21 protein-coding genes are annotated in these 20,920 nt (G+C 49.6%); 10 read left to right on the top strand and 11 right to left on the bottom strand.

Annotated elements, in window-relative coordinates:
* Positions 1-4 precede the first annotated feature (4 nt).
* From BFP76_RS07140 to BFP76_RS07130, 3 genes are read right to left on the bottom strand one after another with little or no spacing between them, the layout of a single operon-like run.
* Positions 5-556, bottom strand: coding sequence for a cysteine hydrolase family protein (locus BFP76_RS07140; RefSeq protein WP_205661390.1), 552 nt, complete (start codon positions 554-556; stop codon positions 5-7).
* Complete coding sequence (gene argF / locus BFP76_RS07135; protein ID WP_099592471.1) at positions 556-1,482, bottom strand: ornithine carbamoyltransferase; 927 nt, start codon at positions 1,480-1,482, stop codon at positions 556-558. The genes BFP76_RS07140 and argF overlap by 1 nt, the downstream gene beginning before the upstream one ends.
* On the bottom strand, positions 1,479-2,657 hold the full coding sequence (locus tag BFP76_RS07130; RefSeq protein ID WP_099592470.1) for an aspartate aminotransferase family protein: 1,179 nt from the start codon (positions 2,655-2,657) through the stop codon (positions 1,479-1,481). Before BFP76_RS07130 ends, argF begins: the two co-directional genes overlap by 4 nt.
* A 135-nt stretch (positions 2,658-2,792) precedes the next feature.
* On the opposite strand from BFP76_RS07130, the gene BFP76_RS07125 reads away from it, so the two are divergent.
* The 4 genes from BFP76_RS07125 to BFP76_RS07110 all read left to right on the top strand — a co-directional run bounded on the left by BFP76_RS07125 (position 2,793) and on the right by BFP76_RS07110 (position 5,212).
* Positions 2,793-3,668, top strand: a complete 876-nt coding sequence (locus BFP76_RS07125) for a DMT family transporter (protein WP_099592469.1) — start codon at positions 2,793-2,795, stop codon at positions 3,666-3,668.
* A gap of 132 nt (positions 3,669-3,800) precedes the next feature.
* The gene (locus BFP76_RS07120; protein WP_099592468.1) at positions 3,801-4,391 is read left to right on the top strand and encodes a GcrA family cell cycle regulator; all 591 of its coding nucleotides are present in this window, start codon (positions 3,801-3,803) and stop codon (positions 4,389-4,391) included.
* Positions 4,392-4,400: 9 nt separating this feature from the next.
* Positions 4,401-4,778: a glyoxalase superfamily protein gene (locus tag BFP76_RS07115; protein ID WP_099592467.1), complete on the top strand. Its 378-nt coding sequence runs from the start codon at positions 4,401-4,403 to the stop codon at positions 4,776-4,778.
* Between the two features lie 8 nt (positions 4,779-4,786).
* On the top strand, positions 4,787-5,212 hold the full coding sequence (locus BFP76_RS07110) for a DUF1178 family protein (protein ID WP_099592466.1): 426 nt from the start codon (positions 4,787-4,789) through the stop codon (positions 5,210-5,212).
* 2 nt (positions 5,213-5,214) lie between these two features.
* Here BFP76_RS07110 and BFP76_RS07105 read toward each other — a convergent pair whose 3' ends face one another.
* Positions 5,215-6,429 (bottom strand): hypothetical protein, encoded by a 1,215-nt coding sequence (locus BFP76_RS07105; RefSeq protein WP_133117405.1) that lies wholly within the window; start codon positions 6,427-6,429, stop codon positions 5,215-5,217.
* Positions 6,430-6,544: 115 nt separating this feature from the next.
* Here BFP76_RS07105 and BFP76_RS07100 point away from each other — a divergent pair, with 115 nt between their 5' ends.
* Positions 6,545-7,786, top strand: coding sequence for an aspartate kinase (locus BFP76_RS07100; RefSeq protein WP_099592464.1), 1,242 nt, complete (start codon positions 6,545-6,547; stop codon positions 7,784-7,786).
* 4 nt (positions 7,787-7,790) lie between these two features.
* On the top strand, positions 7,791-10,034 hold the full coding sequence (gene ptsP, locus BFP76_RS07095; RefSeq protein WP_099592463.1) for a phosphoenolpyruvate--protein phosphotransferase: 2,244 nt from the start codon (positions 7,791-7,793) through the stop codon (positions 10,032-10,034).
* A gap of 7 nt (positions 10,035-10,041) precedes the next feature.
* On the opposite strand, the gene BFP76_RS07090 is transcribed toward ptsP, so the two are convergent.
* Entirely contained in the window at positions 10,042-11,259 is a 1,218-nt protein-coding gene (locus tag BFP76_RS07090; protein ID WP_133117404.1) for a leucine-rich repeat domain-containing protein, read from the bottom strand.
* Between the two features lie 190 nt (positions 11,260-11,449).
* Positions 11,450-11,944 carry a GNAT family N-acetyltransferase gene (locus BFP76_RS07085; RefSeq protein WP_099592461.1) on the bottom strand — a complete coding sequence of 165 codons (495 nt, stop codon included), beginning with the start codon at positions 11,942-11,944 and terminating at the stop codon, positions 11,450-11,452.
* An 86-nt stretch (positions 11,945-12,030) separates the two neighbouring features.
* On the opposite strand from BFP76_RS07085, the gene BFP76_RS07080 reads away from it, so the two are divergent.
* The 4 genes from BFP76_RS07080 (at position 12,031) to BFP76_RS07065 (ending at position 15,239) form a co-directional block, all read left to right on the top strand.
* Entirely contained in the window at positions 12,031-12,639 is a 609-nt protein-coding gene (locus BFP76_RS07080) for a flavin reductase family protein (protein WP_099592460.1), read from the top strand.
* A gap of 69 nt (positions 12,640-12,708) precedes the next feature.
* Positions 12,709-13,584, top strand: coding sequence for an S-methyl-5'-thioadenosine phosphorylase (locus tag BFP76_RS07075; RefSeq protein WP_420818660.1), 876 nt, complete (start codon positions 12,709-12,711; stop codon positions 13,582-13,584).
* A 13-nt stretch (positions 13,585-13,597) separates the two neighbouring features.
* On the top strand, positions 13,598-14,695 hold the full coding sequence (locus tag BFP76_RS07070; RefSeq protein ID WP_099592458.1) for an alpha/beta hydrolase: 1,098 nt from the start codon (positions 13,598-13,600) through the stop codon (positions 14,693-14,695).
* A gap of 10 nt (positions 14,696-14,705) precedes the next feature.
* Complete coding sequence (locus BFP76_RS07065; protein WP_099592457.1) at positions 14,706-15,239, top strand: adenine phosphoribosyltransferase; 534 nt, start codon at positions 14,706-14,708, stop codon at positions 15,237-15,239.
* A gap of 101 nt (positions 15,240-15,340) precedes the next feature.
* On the opposite strand, the gene BFP76_RS07060 is transcribed toward BFP76_RS07065, so the two are convergent.
* From BFP76_RS07060 to thrC, 5 genes are all read right to left on the bottom strand, one after another.
* On the bottom strand, positions 15,341-16,741 hold the full coding sequence (locus tag BFP76_RS07060) for an FAD-binding oxidoreductase (RefSeq protein ID WP_099592456.1): 1,401 nt from the start codon (positions 16,739-16,741) through the stop codon (positions 15,341-15,343).
* Between the two features lie 55 nt (positions 16,742-16,796).
* Positions 16,797-17,600 carry an MBL fold metallo-hydrolase gene (locus tag BFP76_RS07055; RefSeq protein ID WP_099592455.1) on the bottom strand — a complete coding sequence of 268 codons (804 nt, stop codon included), beginning with the start codon at positions 17,598-17,600 and terminating at the stop codon, positions 16,797-16,799.
* Positions 17,601-17,663: 63 nt separating this feature from the next.
* Positions 17,664-18,248, bottom strand: a complete 585-nt coding sequence (locus BFP76_RS07050; protein WP_099593971.1) for a GNAT family N-acetyltransferase — start codon at positions 18,246-18,248, stop codon at positions 17,664-17,666.
* A gap of 4 nt (positions 18,249-18,252) precedes the next feature.
* Positions 18,253-19,521: a M16 family metallopeptidase gene (locus BFP76_RS07045; RefSeq protein ID WP_099592454.1), complete on the bottom strand. Its 1,269-nt coding sequence runs from the start codon at positions 19,519-19,521 to the stop codon at positions 18,253-18,255.
* Entirely contained in the window at positions 19,518-20,909 is a 1,392-nt protein-coding gene (thrC, locus tag BFP76_RS07040) for a threonine synthase (RefSeq protein WP_099592453.1), read from the bottom strand. The genes BFP76_RS07045 and thrC overlap by 4 nt, the downstream gene beginning before the upstream one ends.
* Positions 20,910-20,920: the final 11 nt, after the last annotated feature.

Raw genomic sequence — 20,920 nt, 5'->3', positions numbered from 1 at the left:
TGCGTTAAAGCTGTTCCAATACAGCCTTGGTCATCATAACACGCGCAAATTCACCTTCTAAATTTGCCATGCTCACCGCATGAATCGTATCTGCGGGGATCACGGCGCCATCAATTCCATTTGCGTCATAGGCCCAAACCGCATCACCGACATAGATCGCATCAAACCCAAGGTTCCCGGCCATACGCGTTGTGGTTTCAACGCAATGGTTTGCCGTACCCCCACAAAGGATCAACCGGTTGATGCCCGCATCGCGCAAATCGGATTCCAAACTTGTGCCGATAAAGCTGCTGTTTACATGTTTCACATAAACCTTTTCACCCTTTTGGGGGGCCGCAAATGGTTGGACATCTGAACCGCTCAGTTCTGCGCGAAAGGCAGAGTTTTCTTCGTGCGAATGATGATGCACATGGATCACTGGCAAACCATTTGCACGCGCGCCGCTCAGCAGCATACCAATGTTTTGGCTTGCCTCTGGACACGAACGCGCCGCTCCCGTGACGTCACGATGCACAAATGCCATTTGCACATCGATCACCAAAAGTGCTGTGTTCATCATAGCCCCAGACAAAACCGCATCACCGCTTTTTGCGCGTGCAATCGGTTTTCTGCCTCGTCAAACACAACGGATTGTGGGCCATCCATGACCTCTGACGTCACTTCTTCTTCGCGATGCGCTGGCAGGCAATGCATGAATACCGCTTGTTCACCTGCGGTTTCCATCAATGCCTTGTTCACCTGATACGGGCGCAACATATTATGGCGGCGTTCACGTGCGGATTGTTTGTCATGCATCGACAACCATGTATCGGTGACGATCAAATCAGCGCCTGCAACGGCCTTGTTCGCATCGCGTTCGATTACGATTTCAGATCCTTTGCCACGGGCGAAACCGATGATTTCGGATTCTGGTTCCAACTGTGCAGGGCCTGCGAATGTCACGTCAAATTCAAACTGTCCCGCCGCATGCAACAAGCTGTGACACACATTGTTGCCATCCCCCAGATACACCACTTTTTTACCTTTGATCGCACCGCGATGTTCCTCATAGGTCATGATATCTGCCATAATCTGACAAGGATGCGTGCGATCGGTCAGGCCGTTAATCACCGGCACATCGGCATATTCCGCCAATTCCAACAGAATGCTTTCATCAAAGGTACGGATCATGATCATATCGACATAGCGTGACAAAACACGCGCGGTATCGGCAATGGTTTCACCATGCCCCAATTGCATTTCTGAACCAGACAGAACCATTGATTGTCCACCCAATTGACGCACGCCCATGTCAAATGAAACACGTGTGCGCGTAGATGGCTTTTCAAAGATCAGCGCAACCATGCGCCCATCCAGCGGGGTTTCGGAATCTGGCGTGCCCTTTGGCAAACCCGCGCGGGCAGATTTCATCGCATTTGCTTGATCCAGTATTGCGCGCAAATCATCGGCACTGGTTTTATGGATGTCTAAAAAGTGGTTCATTGTTTTGCCTCCAACGCGGTTGCGGCCTGATCCAGTCGATCAACCGCTGTCGCGATTTCGTCGTTTGAAATATTCAAGGGTGGTAGCAAGCGGATCACGTTATCACCACCTGGCACAGTAAGGATTTGCGCATCATAACCTGCGTTCACCACATCAATGTTTGTGACCTTGCATTTAATGCCCAACATCAAACCAGATCCGCGTACCTCTTCAAAAATATCAGGATGGTTTGCGACCAACCCTTCCAGTTTTTGGCGAAACAGCCCGGCTTTTTCCCCGACGCCCGTTAAAAACGTATCATCGGCAACAATGTTCATCACCGCCTTGCCCACGGCACAGGCCAATGGGTTGCCACCATATGTGGACCCATGTGTCCCCGCAACCATGCCACTGGCCGCACGTTCTGTCGCTAAACACGCGCCAAGCGGAAAGCCACCCCCGATACCTTTGGCAATCGCCATAATATCGGGTGTCACACCCGCCCATTCATGCGCAAACAATTTACCAGTACGCCCCATGCCGCATTGAATTTCATCCAAGATTAACAAGATGCCGTTTTGATCGCACAACTCGCGCAATGCTTTTAAGAACTGATCGGGAACGGGAACAATACCGCCCTCGCCCTGAACAGGTTCAATCAAAATCGCGGCTGTTTTATCGCTGATCGCAGCCTTGGTTGCGTCAAGATCGGCAAATGGCACATGGATGAATCCCGGCAATAACGGGCCAAAACCTTTGGTCAGTTTTTCTGCACCAGCGGCAGAAATCATACCCAATGAGCGGCCATGAAATGATCCGTTGAATGCAATGATTTCGTTGCGCTCAGGCGCGCCGTTTTCATAATGAAATTTGCGCGCCATTTTGACCGCGCATTCCATGCTTTCAGTTCCTGAATTGGTGAAAAACACCGTATCGGCAAAGGTATGTTCAACCAACGCATCGGCCAAGGCCTGTTGATTTGGAATGTTGTACAAATTGGACGTATGCCACAATTGCCCCGCCTGATCTGTCAACGCAGATACCAACGCGGGGTGCGCGTGGCCCAATACGTTTACCGCAATGCCACCAGCCACATCCAAAAATCGTCGGCCCGTTTCATCAATCAACCAGCAACCTTCGCCTTTTACAAACGAAAGAGGTGCACGAGAATAGGTCGGCAATACTGAAGAAATCACAGCGTTTACTCCTGTTGATGAAACGTCAAAAAACCCTGTTGGCGCAATTACTGTGACGAGTCAATTATTGCTTGTGGATTGTGAGCAATACTATATCGCTAGTGGCGAATTTCTAACAATGCCAAAGGCCGTGTCATGCCTCGCCAAAATCCATTGCTGGCTGCAAGCCTGATCCTTTTTGCGGGGCTTTTCATCGCTGGAACGATGGTCTTGGCAAAGATGTTGGGCCAAGACACGCTCGGCCCCGCGCTGCATCCGTTTCAGATTAGCTTTGGTCGATTTTTATTCGCCTTTATCATCCTGTCTGGTGCATTCGTTTTATTGCGCGAAAAAATATCCAACCCCAATTTAAAATTGCACGTTGTGCGATCCGCTTGTGGTTGGTTGGGCGTCAGCTTGATGTTTGCATCCGCATCCATGATCCCATTGTCCGATGCCACGGCGATCAGCTTTCTTAACCCTGTGTTTGGTATGATATTTGCCATCCCATTTTTGGGTGAACGTGTCGGGCGATACCGTTGGATTGCTGCGATTACTGCCATAATCGGTGCTGTCATATTATTACGCCCCAGCGCGACCAGCATCCAAATCGGTGGGCTTGTAGCCCTTGGCGCGGCCTTGGCGCTTGGCTTGGAATTGATTGTGATCAAGCTGATTTCAAATGGCGAAAAATCGCTTCAAATTTTGTGGGTGAACAATGCAATTGGCCTAACGATCGCGGGCATCGCAGCCAGTTTTGTTTGGCATCCCCCTACTGGTGCTCAATGGATTGCGCTGGCGGGTGTTGGCGCGTTAATGGTTTGTGCACAAACTTGTTTTGTGAATGCAATGAAACGCGCAGACGCCAGTTTCGTTGCTCCATTTTCATATGCGACGCTGGCCTATGCGGCGATGTATGATTATGTTTTATTCGGACAAGCATTGGATCGGATTAGCGTGATTGGTGCCGTTTTCATCCTTGGCGGTGCATTATTGCTGGCATGGCGGGAAGGTTTACATCAGAAAACGTAAACCTTTGGTGATAAAAACAAGGCTTTGCCTTGTAACCCTTTGCCCAATCGCTATTATAGAACAGTTGAATTTTCTCAGATCCCTTGGCAATCTGCCGCGCCACTGTCGATCTGATAGGCTTGGAGGCCCAAAATGGCTTGGACAGATGATCGTGTAGAAGTTCTAAAAAAAATGTGGGGCGAAGGTAAATCCGCCAGCCAAATCGCCAAGGAATTGGGCGGTGTCACCCGTAATGCGGTTATTGGCAAAGTGCATCGTTTGGGTCTGTCCAATCGTGCAACCACGACCAAAGCACCTGCAAAAAAACCAGCCACCGCGGCCAAGGCAAAACCAGCAGCCGCGCCCAAGACAAAGGCCGCACCGGCATCATCAAACAAACCTGCGCCAAAGGTTGCGGCCGAAACACCGTTGCCAATGAATGCGGTCAACATTCCGCCGCGCAAACCGATCATCAAGGCTGGTCAACCATTGCCGCCACAACCATCCACCAATGAAATCAGCGAAGAGGCCTTAACCAAAGCTGCCGAAGTGGTGAAAAAGGCCAAGAAATTGCACCTGATGGAATTGACCGAAAAAACATGCAAATGGCCGGTTGGCGATCCTGCTACGGATGATTTTTGGTTTTGCGGTTTGAACACAGAAACCGGCAAACCATATTGCGAGGCACATAACGCTGTTGCATTCCAACCGATGTCCGCACGGCGCGATCGCCGTTCACGCTAGGGTGTAAAAATGTTACGCGCGCCGGTTCCAATCTTGCGTATGTTTGACGAAGACAAGGCGCGCGCATTTTACATTGATTATTTGGGTTTTGTTCCGTTTTTCGAACATCGTTTTTTTGATGATGCGCCATTGTATATGGGGCTCGCCAAAGATAACTGTGTGATCCATCTTTCCGAGCATCACGGTGATGCCACCCCTGGCAGCGCGATCCGTATCGAAACCGATGACATTGATGCATTTCATGCCGCCCTGCCCGAATATAAATACGCACGCCCCGGTATCATGGACCAAGATTGGGGTTGTCGCGAAGTGATCATCACCGACCCGTTTGGCAATCGTTTGGTGTTTTTCCAGGATACACCCGCCGTTCCACGTAACCGCCCATAGGCAAACACATGATAAAATACACGTTAAAATGTGAACATGGCCACCAGTTCGAAAGCTGGTTTGAATCCGCCAACGCCTATGACAAATTGTTTGGCGCGGGCATGGTGACTTGTTCTGTTTGTGGCACATTGGGCGTGGAAAAATCGATTATGGCACCGCGTGTGCAAACGTCTCGTGAACGCCCCGCCAAAGGGCCGTTATCGCAACCTGCATCACCTGCCGAACAAGCGTTGGCCGAAATGCGCAAAAAAATCGAGGCAGAGGCCGAAAATGTCGGCGGAAATTTCGCCAAAGAAGCGCGTAAAATTCATGATGGCGAAGCACCCGAACGATCCATCATCGGAGAGGCAAAAATCGATGACGCCAAGGCATTGATCGAAGACGGCATACCTGTTGTGCCTTTGCCTTGGGGGCGTAATAAGCGTTCGAATTAACCCTACTCTGCCCATTCATGACCAAGCCGTGCCAGCTGTGTTTCAATGAATGCGGGATAATCGGCATGATCACGTAGATTGGCGAACGATTTTGCATGGATCACCAAATCCAGCGGATATAACGTATCGCGATCCGCGCATAATAATAAATGTTCCATCGCATCATCAACCTGTCCTGTTTCAGACAGCAATGCCGCATAATTTATCAACCCATCGGGGCATAATCGCTTGATTTCAGGCAGGATTTTTTTCAATTCGGTCAATGCGTTAAATTGCGCGCGCGCACCTGCAAATATGTTTTTCAACGACAATACCGCGCCCAGATTGCACAAATGCTCGCCCGATGTTTTGGCCATGTGAATGGCAGCGCGTGCCTTGATTTCTGCCTTGTTTAAAAACGCCAATCGCGCCTCATCATCATCACATGTCAGCGCTTGGTGCACCAAACACACCACCCATTGGGTTTGAATTCGGGCGTTGTGTTCAGAATTCATCTCGCCACCCATAACCATTCCTGCGGCCAGATTTTCGGCAATCTTTGCACAGGCTGAATATGCGGCAAAATCCGTTGACTGTTCACGCATCAAACGATGCAATTCCAGCCAGAGCGATATCTGTTGAAATCGTGCCTTTCCAAACAAGCGCGGTTTGATTTGCGCCAAATATTCCCCAGCCAATTCCAATGAATCGCGTGCCATTGGTCGCGGCAAGTAATAAGCCAAAGCATTGAGGATATAGCACAGCAAATACACGCGTTGTCGATATTGTTTCCCATCTGTCAAACTGGCAATTGACATGTCTTGGGCGGCGGATAACAATATTTTTCGCGCTGATCCTGTCTGCATTTGCGCAAGCTCAAAATCACAATACGCTAATCCCGCCATTGCGTGGCAATCACCTTGTGATAACGCGAGCGCATCTGAAAATTGTTCACGCGCCAACTGCAACATTCGTTCGTATTCATCCGATCCGTTGCACAATCGCAATCCCTCGATCAACAACGAACCGTAATGGCGATGGGTCTCTGCGCTCGGATCATTGGCAATATTGGCCTGTGCGGTTTCCACAGCGCTGTTAAACAATGTCGCTGCATTTGCCTTGTCACCAAGTTGCATTCGAAATGTCATCCATTCGATACGAAGCCGTGATAAATTTTGTTTAAACCGCATAATGTTTTCACCAAAGTCGCTTTCGACTTCGATAATGGGAATGGGCAAACTTGTCACCCAGATTACGCCTATTTACTGGGTACAAATTGCAGTTCCCCTTGCCCTTTGCGGTTGCGTTCGCTAACCAGCAAACCGAATGAATACAAAGACGCAGGAGAATGTGATGTCTCGTCTCGTGATGAAATTTGGTGGAACCTCGGTTGCGGATCTGGAACGTATTTCAGTTGCCGCAAAAAAGGTTGCACAAGAGGTGGCAAATGGCCACGAGGTGGTCGTGATTGTATCGGCCATGTCTGGTAAAACAAATGAATTGGTTGGCTGGGTGCGTGAAACATCCCCGATCTATGATCGTGCCGAATATGATGCGGTTGTATCATCGGGTGAAAACATCACCGCTGGCTTGATGGCCATGACATTGCAAGAAATGGGGATCAAGGCGCGAAGCTGGCAAGGCTGGCAAGTGCCCCTTAAAACCACCGATGCACACGAGGCGGCGCGGATCGAAGAAATTCCAACAGATAACCTTGATGCATCATTTGCATCGGGTCACAAGGTTGCTGTTGTTGCGGGCTTTCAGGGCATTGGCCCAGATGGGCGCATCACAACATTGGGGCGTGGTGGTTCAGACACCACCGCCGTGGCATTTGCCGCCGCTCTGAGCGCAGAGCGTTGTGATATCTATACCGATGTGGATGGCATTTACACCACCGACCCACGCATCGTAGACACAGCGCGTAAAATCCGTAAGATTTCTTACGAAGAGATGTTAGAACTGGCATCATTAGGTGCCAAAGTTTTGCAAACCCGCTCGGTCGAATTGGCCATGCGTTACCAAGTACCCCTGCGGGTTCTTTCAAGTTTCGAAGACGATATTTCAATGACAGCCGGCACAATGGTTGTTCAGGAGGATGACACAATGGAAAGCAAAGTAGTTCACGGAATCGCCTATTCCAAAGACGAAGCAAAGGTCACATTGGTGTCCGTTGCGGACCGTCCAGGCATCGCGGCTGCGATCTTTGGGCCACTGGCGGATGCTGGGGTGAACGTTGATATGATCGTTCAAAACATTTCCGAAGATGGCCGTACAGATATGACATTCTCTTGTCCTGTTGATCAGGTCGAGCGTGCCGAAAACGCAATGAATGCATTAAAAACCAACGGCGAACTAAATTTCGCTGAATTGGCAACTGATAAAGAAGTCGCCAAAGTATCCATGGTAGGTGTGGGTATGCGAAGCCATGCAGGCATCGCGGCACAAATGTTTCAGGTTTTGGCCAACGAGGGCGTGAATATTCGCGTCATCACCACCTCGGAAATCAAAGTTTCCGTTCTGGTTGATCGAAAATATATGGAACTCGCCGTTCGTGCGTTGCATGATGCCTTTGAATTGGAGAAAGTAGCCTAACTCAATGGACATCAATGCAGGGGGTAATTCCCGCGATCTTCTGAAAAAGCTGCGTGAAACGCTCGCCGTCGAAGGCGACGGGCAAGAACGCTTGGACCATATCGTTGGGCTGGTCGCCGAACATATGGGAACAGAAGTATGTTCCATTTATCTGCGCCGCGATCGTCAAACACTTGAACTTTGTGCAACCAAAGGTTTGAAACAAGAATCCGTCCACCAAACGCGCTTGCGTTTTGGTGAAGGCTTGGTTGGCCTTGTTGCCAAACGCGCAGCACCCATCAATGCCGCCGACGCCCCCCAAGAAAAGGGTTTCCGTTACATGCCCGAAACGGGCGAGGAATTATATACCTCGCTCTTGGGTGTACCCGTGCAACGCTTGGGCGAAGTTCTGGGCGTTTTGGTTGTTCAAAATAAATCCGCACGCCAATTTTCCGAAGATGACGTTTACGCATTAGAAGTCGTGGCCATGGTCATCGCCGAAATGAAAGAGCTTGGCGCATTTGTCGGTGATGGCGAGGCGATGACAGCCCCACACCAACGCCCGCACCTGTTCAAAGGCACATCTGCCCAAGAAGGTTCAGCCAAAGGCGTGGTTTTGCTCCATGATCCCCAAATCGTTGTATCCAACGTTGTGGCCGATGATCCAGAGGCGGAAAAAGAACGGCTTAGCGCGGCAATGGATCAATTGCGCCTGAATGTTGATGATTTGCTGACCAGCACAAATACCGGCGGACAAGACCAAAAAGACGTGATGGAAGCATACCGCATGTTCGCCAATTCCAAAAGCTGGGTGTCGCGTCTTGAAACCAGCATTGATCGCGGCCTGACAGCCGAAGTAGCGGTTGAAAAAGAACAATCCGCCACACGTGCACGCATGGCGCGTGTCCCCGATCCGTATTTGCGCGAACGCCTGCATGATCTGGATGATCTGTCCAACCGCTTGTTACGTCTGTTAACGGGCCAAGGACGCGCAGCGGGTGATAGTGTGCCAGAAAATGCAATTTTGGTTGCACGCAATATCGGGCCTGCGGAACTATTGGAATATGGCAAAACCCTAAAGGGCATCGTTTTAGAGGGTGGTTCGGTGGGATCCCATGCGGCGATTATCGCACGTGCTTGGGCGATCCCAATGGTTATTCATGCCGATCCGATTACCCGCGAAGCCTTGAACAATGATCCTATTTTGGTTGATGGCGACCAAGGTGTTGTTCACCTGCGCCCAACCGAAGAAGTGACATCAGCATTCCAAGATAAAATCGCAATGCTGACAGCGGCACAAACCAAATATGCCGCCATTCGCAATGAACCCGCCACAACGCTGGACGGTGTGACCGTGGGTATGCAAATGAATGCGGGGCTTATGGTGGATTTGCCAAGCCTTGAAACATCCGGCGCCGAGGGGGTTGGCTTGTTCCGCACAGAATTGCAATTTTTGATGCGCAACGCCGTGCCCAAACGTGACGAGCTTGCCGCGCTTTATTCACGTGTGATGGATGCAGCGGGCGATAAACGCGTCACGTTTCGCACGCTTGATATCGGTTCGGACAAGGTTCTGTCTTATATGAAAAATATAAGCGAACCAAACCCTGCAATGGGTTGGCGCGCAATTCGCATGGGGCTGGATAAACCCGGTGTGATGAAGATGCAGTTACAAGCGTTGCTGCGCGGTGCAAAAGGGCGCCCAATGAACATCATGTTCCCCTTCATCGCACAGTACAGCGAATTTTTAGATTCACGCGCCATGCTTCATGCCGCGATTGAAAGCGAGAAAAAGCTGGGTCATGCGATCCCGTCTGAAATCAAAATTGGTGCAATGCTGGAAACACCAAGCCTCGCGTTTGCACCTGATCAGTTTTTTGAAACCTGTGATTTCATTTCCATCGGTGGTAATGATTTGAAACAGTTTTTCTATGCTGCGGATCGTGAAAACGAACGTGTGCGTAGCCGCTATGACACATTGAACGTAAGCTTTCTGTCATTCATCGAATTGATCGCGCAACGCTGCAACAGCTTTAACACCCCAGTTAGTTTTTGTGGCGAAGATGCTGGTAAACCCGTCGAAGCATTGTGTTTCGCGGCAATGGGTTTGCGTAATCTATCCATGCGCCCCGCATCCATTGGCCCTGTGAAACACATGTTGCGCAAGGCGAATTTGGCCGAGGCGAAACAAGTGATCGATACTGCGCGCGGATCAGGCGCACAGTCAGTTCGCAAAGATTTAATGGAATGGCTAAAAAACCGCAGCTAACCCGAGGTTATTTTACCCGAACGCCGCGTGATTCCAGCTGATTGATCATATTGGTATCAACACGTGACACATTGCTAAGCAACAGCTCTTCCAACCCTGTCAGGTTTTCCAAAAAGCTCAGGTCGGTTACACGTGTGTCGCGCAAATCCAAATTTTTCAGGTTCTTCAAATTTGCCAGCGGTTTCAGGCTGCTGACATTTGTACCCGAAATATTCAGCGTTTCCAGATTTTCCATCTGGTTCAGCGGTGTCAAATCGGAAATATCAGTGTCTTTGATATTCAACATTTGCAAATCAACATTTTCGCTAAAGTCTGGCAAAATGCGAAGATTGGTGTTGGACACATCGACAGAGATCAACGAAGACAAACGTGCCAAATATGACAGGTCCAAAATGTTGGAATTGCTCAGGTTCAATTCTTGCAATTGATACATTTCTTTCAGCGGCTCAAGCTCGCTCACACGGGTATTGCTTGCATCTAGGCTGGTCAGGCTAAACAATTCACGCGCTGGTGAAAGATCAAATACTTTGGTATCGGCGATGTTCAAATATTCAAGCGCCGCCAAATCCTTGACAGGTTCGATGCTTGTCACACGTGAACCTTGCAGATCAATTGATTTCAAACCGCGCAACCCTTTGATCGCACCCAAATCATCCACAACACCGTTTTTAAGCACCAAATGGCGGATATTGCTCAGCCCATCAAGCGCAGTGATATCAACCATCTTTGTGCCCGATGTGATATGGTTCACACGACGCAAATCGCGGATTTCATCAGGCAACCATGACAATGTGAAATCTGAAAAATCCAATGAATCGCATTTGTTCAAACGGCATTCTTCGACCAAGGTCCAGATCCGCAAAACTTGCATACGATCGGCGGTTGCCAAACGATCTTCGTTTGTTGTTGTTGCTGGCGCTGATTCAACCGCGGCGGCCTGTGGCTGTGCGGGGGCAACGGTTGCGGGTTCGCTTTGTGTTACCGCAACTTCTGTATTTGTGGGTTCTTGAACGGGTTGTGCTGGCGCAGGTGTTGGTTCAACAACAACTGGCTGTGCGGGTTCAACTGCAGGTGTTTGTGCTTCAACTGGTGGTTTTGGCTGCGCTTCTGGCTGTGCAGGGGTTGCAACAGCATTTTGTGCGCCTTCTGGTTGCGGCCAGTATTGGTAGATACCAATGGCAACAACAACATAAGCCAACATGATTCCCAAGAACCGAATTCTCATAGTCTAGTTTCCCCCTGAACGCGTCAGATGTTTTGACCACCAATTGGTAAAAGTAGAATAGAAAAGCGTCAACAGTGCGGCGCGTTTCTCATTCCATTTAAATTTTGTTGTTGTGATTATACATAGCAAAACAAGAAAATCAGCGCCATTTCCCCTAAATCCCCTTAAAAATTCAGTTTTTTCGTGACGTTTACTTTAAAAACTTATGAATTTTTCCAGAAATGTTTTCGAATCCATCAGGCAAAAGTTCCAAAAACAACAGCCGTTCAGGGTTGGTTGGTGGTGGAAATTCTAGATTCGTTGCCCGCTGAAACCCGAATCGCGCATAATATGGTGCGTCGCCAACCAAAATCACTCGTGCCCAGCCCGCATCACGTGCAATTTCAAGCGATTTTTGGATCAACAATGCGCCCAAACCTTCGCCTTGGTGGGTGGGGTGCACCGCAACCGGGCCAAGCAATAACGCGGCCGCGTTATCATCACCGATAAAAATCGGCCAATATCGAATGGCACCTGCAACACTATTGCCAGCATCACGCGCCACCAAACAAAGCTGTGCAACAGGTGCCACATCTTCGCGCAAACGATAAGAGCTCAGCGCCTCACGGCCAGGGGCGAATGATAAATCATACAAGAATTCAACCTCCCACTGGTCATCTTTGGTTTCTTGGCTGATCTGGAACATTGCTTACCGTTAGAATTTTGAATTTGTTCTGGAATTGGCGATAGCATGCGGCTAGTGCTTGATCAAACAAAGATAGAGAATTTGCCATGTTTTATGAACCAGAAAAGAATAACCACGGATTGCCCTATAATCCGTTCAAGGCCATCGTATCCCCTCGCCCCATCGGTTGGATTTCAACGGTTGATAATCAAGGCCGCGCAAACCTTGCCCCCTATTCATTTTTCAACGGCGTTTCCGCAATGCCGCCAATGATTGGTTTTGCATCCTCTGGCAACAAAGCGGGCATTGACGAAGCCAAGGATAGCCTGCGTAACATTGTCGAAACAGGCGAGTTTTGCGTCAATATCGTCAGCTATGCATTGCGCGATGAAATGAACATCAGTAGCGGCCATTATCCCCACGGCGCCGATGAATTTGAAATGGCGGGTCTGACAAAACAGGCAGGTAATATCGTGCGCGCACCGATGGTGAAAGAAAGCCCAATTTCGATGGAATGCACCTTGTTTTCAACAACTGATTTACCCGGTGGCACCACATGGGTCATTGGCAATGTCGTTGGTATTCATATTGCTGATGAACATATCAAAGACGGCATTTTGGATGTGACAAGCTACCAACCCGTTGCGCGTTTAGGATACAAAGATTATTCCGTTGTCACCGAACTATTTTCCCTTGATCGCCCAGATCAGAAATAGCGTTCAACCCACGCTTGAGTTTATCCAACCAATCGTTAAATTGTCCACGAACAACAGGGAATATCAATTATGGAAACAATGATCGGCGTCATTGGTGGCAGTGGCGTGTATGATATTGATGGGCTAGAAAATCCACAATGGATTCAAATAGATAGCCCATTTGGCACCCCATCCGATGACATCCTGTTTGGACAATTGAACGGTGTAAAAATGGCGTTTTTACCCCGTCATGGGCGTGGGCATGTGCAAACGCCAAGCACTGTGAATTATCGTGCCAATATTGATGCCTTGAAACGTGCCGGTGTCACAGATGTGATTTCCGTATCCGCCTGTGGTTCCTTTCGCGAAGAAATGGCACCGGGTGATTTTGTGATCGTGGATCAATTCATTGATCGTACATTTGCGCGCGAGAAAAGCTTTTTCGACGCGGGCTGTGTGGCGCATGTTTCTGTGGCACACCCAACCTGTCCGCGCCTTGGCGATGCCTGTTATACGGCGGCCAAGGATGCGGGGATCAATGTGCATAAAGGTGGCACATATCTTGCCATGGAAGGCCCTCAATTTTCCACCCTAGCCGAAAGCAAAATGTATCGCGAAAGTTGGGGTGCGGATGTGATTGGCATGACAAATATGCCAGAAGCAAAATTGGCACGCGAAGCAGAGCTTTGCTATGCCTCCGTTGCGATGATTACTGATTACGATAGCTGGCATCCAGATCACGGAGAGGTGGATGTAACCCAGATCATCGAAACCTTGATGGGGAATGCAACCAAAGCAAAATCCATTGTCGCACGATTGCCCGAATTACTGGGTGCAACACGCAAAGATTGCCCGCATGGCTGTGATCGCGCATTGGAATATGCGATATTAACGCAACCAGATATGCGCGACCCCGCATTGGTTGCAAAACTTGATGCTGTTGCTGGGCGTGTATTGAACCGTTGATCGGGATGTGTTGATGAAACGATTGTTGATTTCACTGTTATTGTTTATCGCGGCCTGTGCACCGCGTGGTGAAATCACATTAATCACGCAGCCGATCCAAAATGGGTTTTTGCAACAGATTTACGTCGCCACTTCGCGCGAGCCGATAAACGAACCGCGTCGTTTTTCACAGTTTCGCAGCGAAACCGTTCATTTTTCGCGTTACGATGTTTCTGTGCCTCAAATGCACAGCCCTGGTAAAATTGAATGGCCAAAATCCACACCAAATCCGCTGACTGATTTTATCACCACACAGATTGCAAATTTCACCACCGCCGCAGGGATGATTGCAGACACAAAAAAACAGCCAACTAAAAATCCCGACGAAGCGGTTGTTTTCATCCATGGATACAATAACAATTTTGCCGAAGGTATTTACCGATTTGCGCAAATGTCCAAGGATCTGGAACTTGAGGGAACAAAATACCATTATTCATGGCCGTCTGCGGGTGATGCGCGGGGATATATTTATGATCGCGATAGCGTGTTATTTGCGCGTGACGGATTGGAAACATTCCTAAATGACATCGCCAAAACAGGGGCCAAGGATATTTTTATCGTTGCCCATTCGATTGGGTCCGCGCTTACTGTGGAAACGCTACGACAAATGTCGATCGCCGGTGATGCTACGTTGAAAAACAAACTGCGCGGTGTGGTTTTGATTTCGCCTGACATTGATGTTGATGTGTTCGTGACGCAATTGTCGCGGATCAACCCCCTGCCCCAACCGTTCTTGATTTTTGCATCACGCAAGGATTTGGCGCTGCGTATTTCATCGCTTTTGACAGGTACACGCAATCGGGTTGGTTTGTTGGATAATGAAACCAAATTGGCGCGGTTTAAAATTGATCTGATTGATGTGACCAATATCAATGACGGCGGTGATATGTTGAACCATTCGGTTGCGGCAACGTCCCCGACATTACTTAAACTTTTGGGTAATACCCAGCGTATGCGCGAGGTGTTCGATCCAACACGCGAGGCACGCAAAGGTGCCAATGTCGTGTCACTGATCATTCAAACCGCGAATGATGCGACCCAAATTATCGTCAATCCGCTTAACGCCAACTAACAGGTTACAGATGCAAAAAGATCTTCGTGAATTTATTCGCACCATCCCCGATTTCCCTCACAAAGGGATCATGTTTCGCGATGTGACCACCCTGTTTGGCCATCCAGAAGGATTGCGTTTGACCATCGAACGCATTGTTGATCTGTTCAAAGACAGCAACATCGACAAGGTCGCCGCATTGGAAGCGCGGGGTTTCATTCTGGGCGGTGCCGTGGCGCGTGATTTGGGTGTGGGATTCGTGCCCATTCGCAAGGCGGGTAAATTGCCAGGGAAAACCATATCCGAGGATTACGAACTGGAATATGGCAAGGCGACATTGGAATTGCATGATGATGCGCTAGAAGCCGGTGAAAAGGTTTTGTTGCTGGACGATTTGATCGCAACAGGTGGCACCGCAGAGGCGGGAATAAAACTGGTGGAACGCCTTGGCGCACAGGTGACACAATCCGCGTTTGTGATTGATCTGCCTGATCTGGGTGGCGCCGCCAAGATCGAGGCCATGGGTATCCCCGTACATGTATTATGCGCATTTGAAGGGCTTTGATTTGCGTTAACCAATACGTAAGATTTTTGCGCCAAACATCAGGTGTTTAGATAGAAACGTTGTTATGTTCCCTTAACGCCCTGCATACCCTTGGCAGGGCGTTAATCGTTTCTTAACACTGCACCGGGGTTCATAATCCCCTTTGGATCAAGCGCGAATTTGATCGCGCGCATCGCGGCCAGCTTTGCCGGATCACCGTATGTTTCCAAATCCGCAACCTTGAGCCGCCCTATCCCATGTTCCGCCGACATTGACCCGTCAAATTTTTGCACCTGATCGTGCACGGTGCGCTGAATATCGTCACGCAGATGGGTAAAATCCTTTTTCTGACCACCCTTTGGCGGATAGACATTGTAATGCAGATTCCCATCCCCCAGATGCCCAAAACAATTGATACGGATATCGCCAAATTGCGCCAGCAATGCAGGGGTGTTGGCAATAAATTCTGGAATGCGGGAAATTGGTACGGATATATCATGCGATGAAATTGCACCGATCAAACGGTTTGCCTCTGGTATGGTTTCGCGCAAATTCCAAAATTCATCCCGCTGTGATTGAGATTGCGCCAACAGCGCATCCAGAACCAATTCTGTTTCCATTGCGGTTTCCAAAACATTCATCACGCGTTCATCCAGATTGAAATCCGCACCGCCCGATACCTCTAACAGAACGGACCATTCGGGGGGCGTATCAAATGCTTGGCGAAGCGTGGGCATGGTTTCGGTTAAAAATTCAAATCCATTGCGATGCATCAATTCAAATCCAGACACCAAACCACCCGTTTGATCCTGAACCATGCCCAATAATTGTACGGCGGCATCTACATTGGATACGGCCAATAACGCCGTTGTGGTTTCTTGGGGTTTTGGAAATAATTTTAGCGCCGCAGCCGTGATAATGCCAAGCGAGCCTTCTGACCCAATCAACAGATTGCGCAGATCATAACCGGTGTTATCTTTGCGCAATCGGCGCAATCCGTGATGGATGGTTCCATCGGGCAATACTGCCTCAATTCCCAAGCATAAATCGCGCGCATTGCCGTATCGCAATACTTGAGTCCCACCCGCATTTGTCGCCAAATTGCCACCGATGCGGCATGACCCTTCGGATGCCAGTGACAATGGGAACAGGCGGTTATTCGAATCTGCTGCGGCCTGAACATCTGCCAGAAACATTCCTGCCTCTACCACGATCACGTTTTCGGTTGGGAATATGTCGCGTATTTTGTTCAGACGTTCGATGGATAAAATAACCGCATTGCCGTCTGGCTTGGTCTGGCCACCAACCAGCCCCGTACCACCCCCATAGGGAATGATTGCGATATTATGTCGATGACAAAACGCCACCACGTCGGATACGCCTTGTGTGTCATGTGGACGGATCAAAGGCATTGGTGCGGATTGATATGTGCCGCGCGGCTCTTCTAGATAGGATTGCGCCGCGTGTTCCACAACACCAGCGCCAAATTCATCCAGCAATTGCCCAAAAATATCCTCTGCCATCGAAGACTCCTTTATCATCAATCGCAGCTAACATTCTTGGACGCGAGATCACAAGTTATTCGTCAAACACGGGCATATATTTCGGGGTTAAAACCTTTACCGTTGGAACATCTGGCAATGTATCCAAAGACAATGTAATGGCATTGGTATCCAAGCGTTCAATCACGAATGTATCGCTCATTTCGCGCAGATATGTTTCCAATGTTCCGCGTCCAAACCAATGCATCGGCAAAACAACCACAGATCGAAACCGTTTTAACATGCGTGTCATGCTGGGAATATCCAAGGTGCGCCCACCATCCATTGGGGCCATCACCACATCAAGACGCCCAATCATGGCATATTGTTCTTCTGTGGGTTCATGGTGAATATGCCCCAGATGCCCGATGCATAATCCCGCCACCTCGAATATGAAAATCGAATTTCCATCTGGTTCGATCCCTGTGTAACCCGACCGAATATCCGTGGTGACATTGCGGATCAGCATTTCATCAAGTTCCAGCGCATGTTCCGCCCTGCCCCCGTTTGGGTCCCAGCCCCGTAATACATGTTTAATGTCGGGATGCGGATGGGTGGTATAATGGCTTGAATGGGCGTGGTTCATGGTGACAACGTCAGGTGGGCTTGGCACGCGCCCATTAAAATCGGTGACGACCGACAGGCCACCATATGTATCAATCTGATACATCGAATGATCGATGAAGGTCAGGTTGATTTCATCTTGTGCCAATTGCGTGCTGGCAAGTCGAATTGGGGTGGTTGGCGCACGCTCTGCAAATGCCAAACAATGGCTTGGCATGCGTTCGGCCTGTGCCATCGGTGCCAGTAAAAGTGATAGTCCAAACAAAATGCGTTTCATGTTACATTCCCTTGTCGCTATGACAGGGATGCTACCCGATGTTTGGGAAAGCACAAAGTAACATTAACCGGCGTCGGTTTTCCCACGCCGATCATTGCGCAAATTTGCGTATAAAACATGGGTGCGCCAGCGTCCGTTTATTTGCAAATAGCTCTGCGCGACACCCTCGTATTTAAACCCAGTCTTTTCCAAAACGCCGCGTGATGGTGCGTTTTCGGGTAATGTTGCGGCCTCTATCCGGCTGAGGTCCATTTTGGCGAATGCATAATTCACCACGGCGTTAATGGCCTCTGTCATGTAACCTGCGCGGGCGAATTCTTGGCCGATCCAATATCCGATTGTACCCGCCTGTGCCGGGCCACGGCGGATATTATCAAGCGTGATCGCACCCATCAGTTGGTCGTTTTCTTTGTTCATCAAAAACAGCGGCATGCCATCGTCGCTATCAAATGATTTACGCGCCCAGTAGACTCGGTTTTGAAAGGCGCGTTTGGAAAAATGATTGCTTGCCCAATCGGGTTCCCATTGGCGCAGAAATTCCACACCCTGTTCGCGCAATGCAACCCAATGCAAATGATCCGCCATTTCAGGCAAGCGCAGATATAAACGCGGTGCTTCGATACGAACTTTGGGAGCGCGCAAAAACATCGGGTTACGCCGCCAACCGATCAGATAATTCACCATGTGATGGCGCATCATCCACCGGCCCATAAAGCGCAACCGCAGGTGCACCGCCCTGTTGTAATCCGTCGGCGAATGCGGCCACTTTTTCAAGTGTGACGGCGTCAACCTTGGCCACGACTTCGTCCAATGTTGGCACGCGGTTCCAAATGCCAACCATACGTGCCAGACGTTCGCAACGTGACGATGGGCTTTCCAGCCCCATCAACATCCCCGCCTTAAGCTGTGCGCGGGCGCGATCAACCTCGGCCAATGTCATGTCTTTGGCGCTGCGTTTGATTTCATCAATGGTCAATTCGGCAAGCCCTGCCAGATCACCACCGCTTGTCCCCGCATAGATGGTCAACAAACCCGTATCAACAAATCCGCCAGCGGATGCGTAAATCGAATAACACAGCCCGCGTTTTTCGCGGATTTCTTGGAACAATCGCGATGACATGCCCCCGCCAAGCGCACTGGCGTAAATCTGTGCGGTGTAAATGTCATCATCGCGATAACCAACCGTTTCGAGCGCAAGCGTGAAATGTGCCTGTTCCAAATCCTTGGATTGACGATATTCGCCACCTTTGAATTGTGCCACCAATGCGGGTTTTTGCACCTGTCTTGGCAGATGTCCAAATGTGGCCTCTGCCGCGCGAACCAATGCATCGTGATCTACCGCACCAGCGGCGGCCAACACCATTTGTTCAGGCCCGTAATGTTCGCCAACGAAACCTTGCAAATCTGCGCGTGAAAAATTTTGCACACGTTCAGCAGGGCCAAGGATAGATCGACCAATGGGTTGATCAGGATAGGCAACTTCTTGTAGCCAGTCGAATACGATGTCATCAGGCGTATCCAGTGTTTGCCCGATTTCCTGTAATATCACACCGCGTTCGATTTCCAATTCGCGCGGATCAAATACTGAATTCAAAACAATGTCCGAAATCACATCAAATGCGAGCGGTACATCATTTTCCAAAACCCGCACGTAATAGGCCGTCATTTCGCGGCTGGTATAGGCATTGATAAACCCGCCAACATTTTCAATCGCCTCGGCAATTTCCAATGCATTGCGCCGCTTTGTGCCCTTGAACGCCATATGTTCCAAGAAATGCGCGATACCGTTTTGTTCCACGCGTTCATGGCGGCCACCCGCACTAACCCATACACCAATCGATGCGGATGCAAGCCCGGGCATACGTTCTGATACAATGCGAAACCCGTTATCAAGGGTTGTTATTTCAACGCGGTCTTTCATGCGCCTATGCGATCCTTAATCAATTTGGTCACGGCATCCAATGTGCCATCAACACGGGTAAAACGTTCTTCGCGATCAAACAGATCAGCCATGCGTGGGGGCAGTTCGGGGTGAATGCCACAGGCATCTTTTACCGCTGCGGGGAATTTTGCGGGATGTGCGGTGGCCAATGTGATCATCGGTGTCGCACCATCGCGGTGTTCATTTGCAACCTTTACGCCAACGGCGCTGTGCGGACATAGGATTTCACCGGTACGCGCCGCCATAGATTTGATGGTCGCACTTGTTTCATTCTCTGAACAACGACCACTGTCAAATTCATCGCGCAATTTACCAAGCGCACCTTGTGAAAGCGCAAAATTGCCATCCGTTTTCAGCGCATCAAACAATTGCGCCACGGCCAATCCTTCGCGATCATAAAGATCGAATACCAAGCGTTCAAAATTTGAGCTGACCTGAATATCCATTGATGGGCTGATGGATGGAGTCACACCGGTTTTGGCGTGATCCCCGCTTTCCATTGTGCGATGCAGGATGTCGTTTTGATTGGTGGCAATCACCAAACGATCAATCGGCAACCCCATGCGTTTGGCAACGTAGCCTGCAAAAATATCACCAAAATTGCCCGTTGGCACGGTGAATGATACCTTGCGATGTGGCGCACCCAGCGCAACGGCAGAGGTGAAATAATACACCACCTGCGCCAAAACACGCGCCCAGTTAATGGAATTCACGCCTGCCAATTTCACACCGTCACGAAATTCGAAATCGTTGAACATATCCTTGAGCAAGGCCTGACACGTGTCAAAATCACCATCCACCGCCAAGGCGTGAACGTTTGATTCCGCAGGCGTTGTCATTTGCAATCGTTGCACGTCGGATACACGCCCATGTGGGTACATGATGAACAGGTTCACGGCATCCAAACCTTTGAATGCCTCCATCGCGGCGGAACCAGTATCGCCAGATGTGGCACCCACGATTGTCACGGTTTCACCACGACGTTTCAGCGCCACTTGGAACATTTGCCCGATCAATTGCATGGCAACATCTTTGAATGCCAATGTTGGGCCGTGGAACAATTCCAACAAGAAATGGTTTTCATCCAATTGCACCAGCGGGCAACGCGCATCATGTTCGAATGATGCGTATGACTTGGCCAAAATTTCGCGAAACTCTGCATCGCTAAATGTATCGCCAATGAATGGTTTCATCACGGCGAATGCAACGTCCTCGTATTTTTGCCCTGCAAAACCAGCGATTTCATCGAAGCTTAACGTTGGCCAAGTTTCAGGAACATACAGCCCCCCATCACGTGCCAAACCTGTCAGCATCGCGTCTTCGAAGGTGAGTTCGGGCGCCTGCCCGCGTGTCGAAATATATTTCATGTGATCAAGCC

The organism is Paramylibacter kogurei, assembly GCF_002742285.1.
In the GTDB taxonomy this organism is placed as follows: domain Bacteria; phylum Pseudomonadota; class Alphaproteobacteria; order Rhodobacterales; family Rhodobacteraceae; genus Amylibacter; species Amylibacter kogurei.
This window is presented reverse-complemented; position numbering and strand designations above follow the sequence as displayed.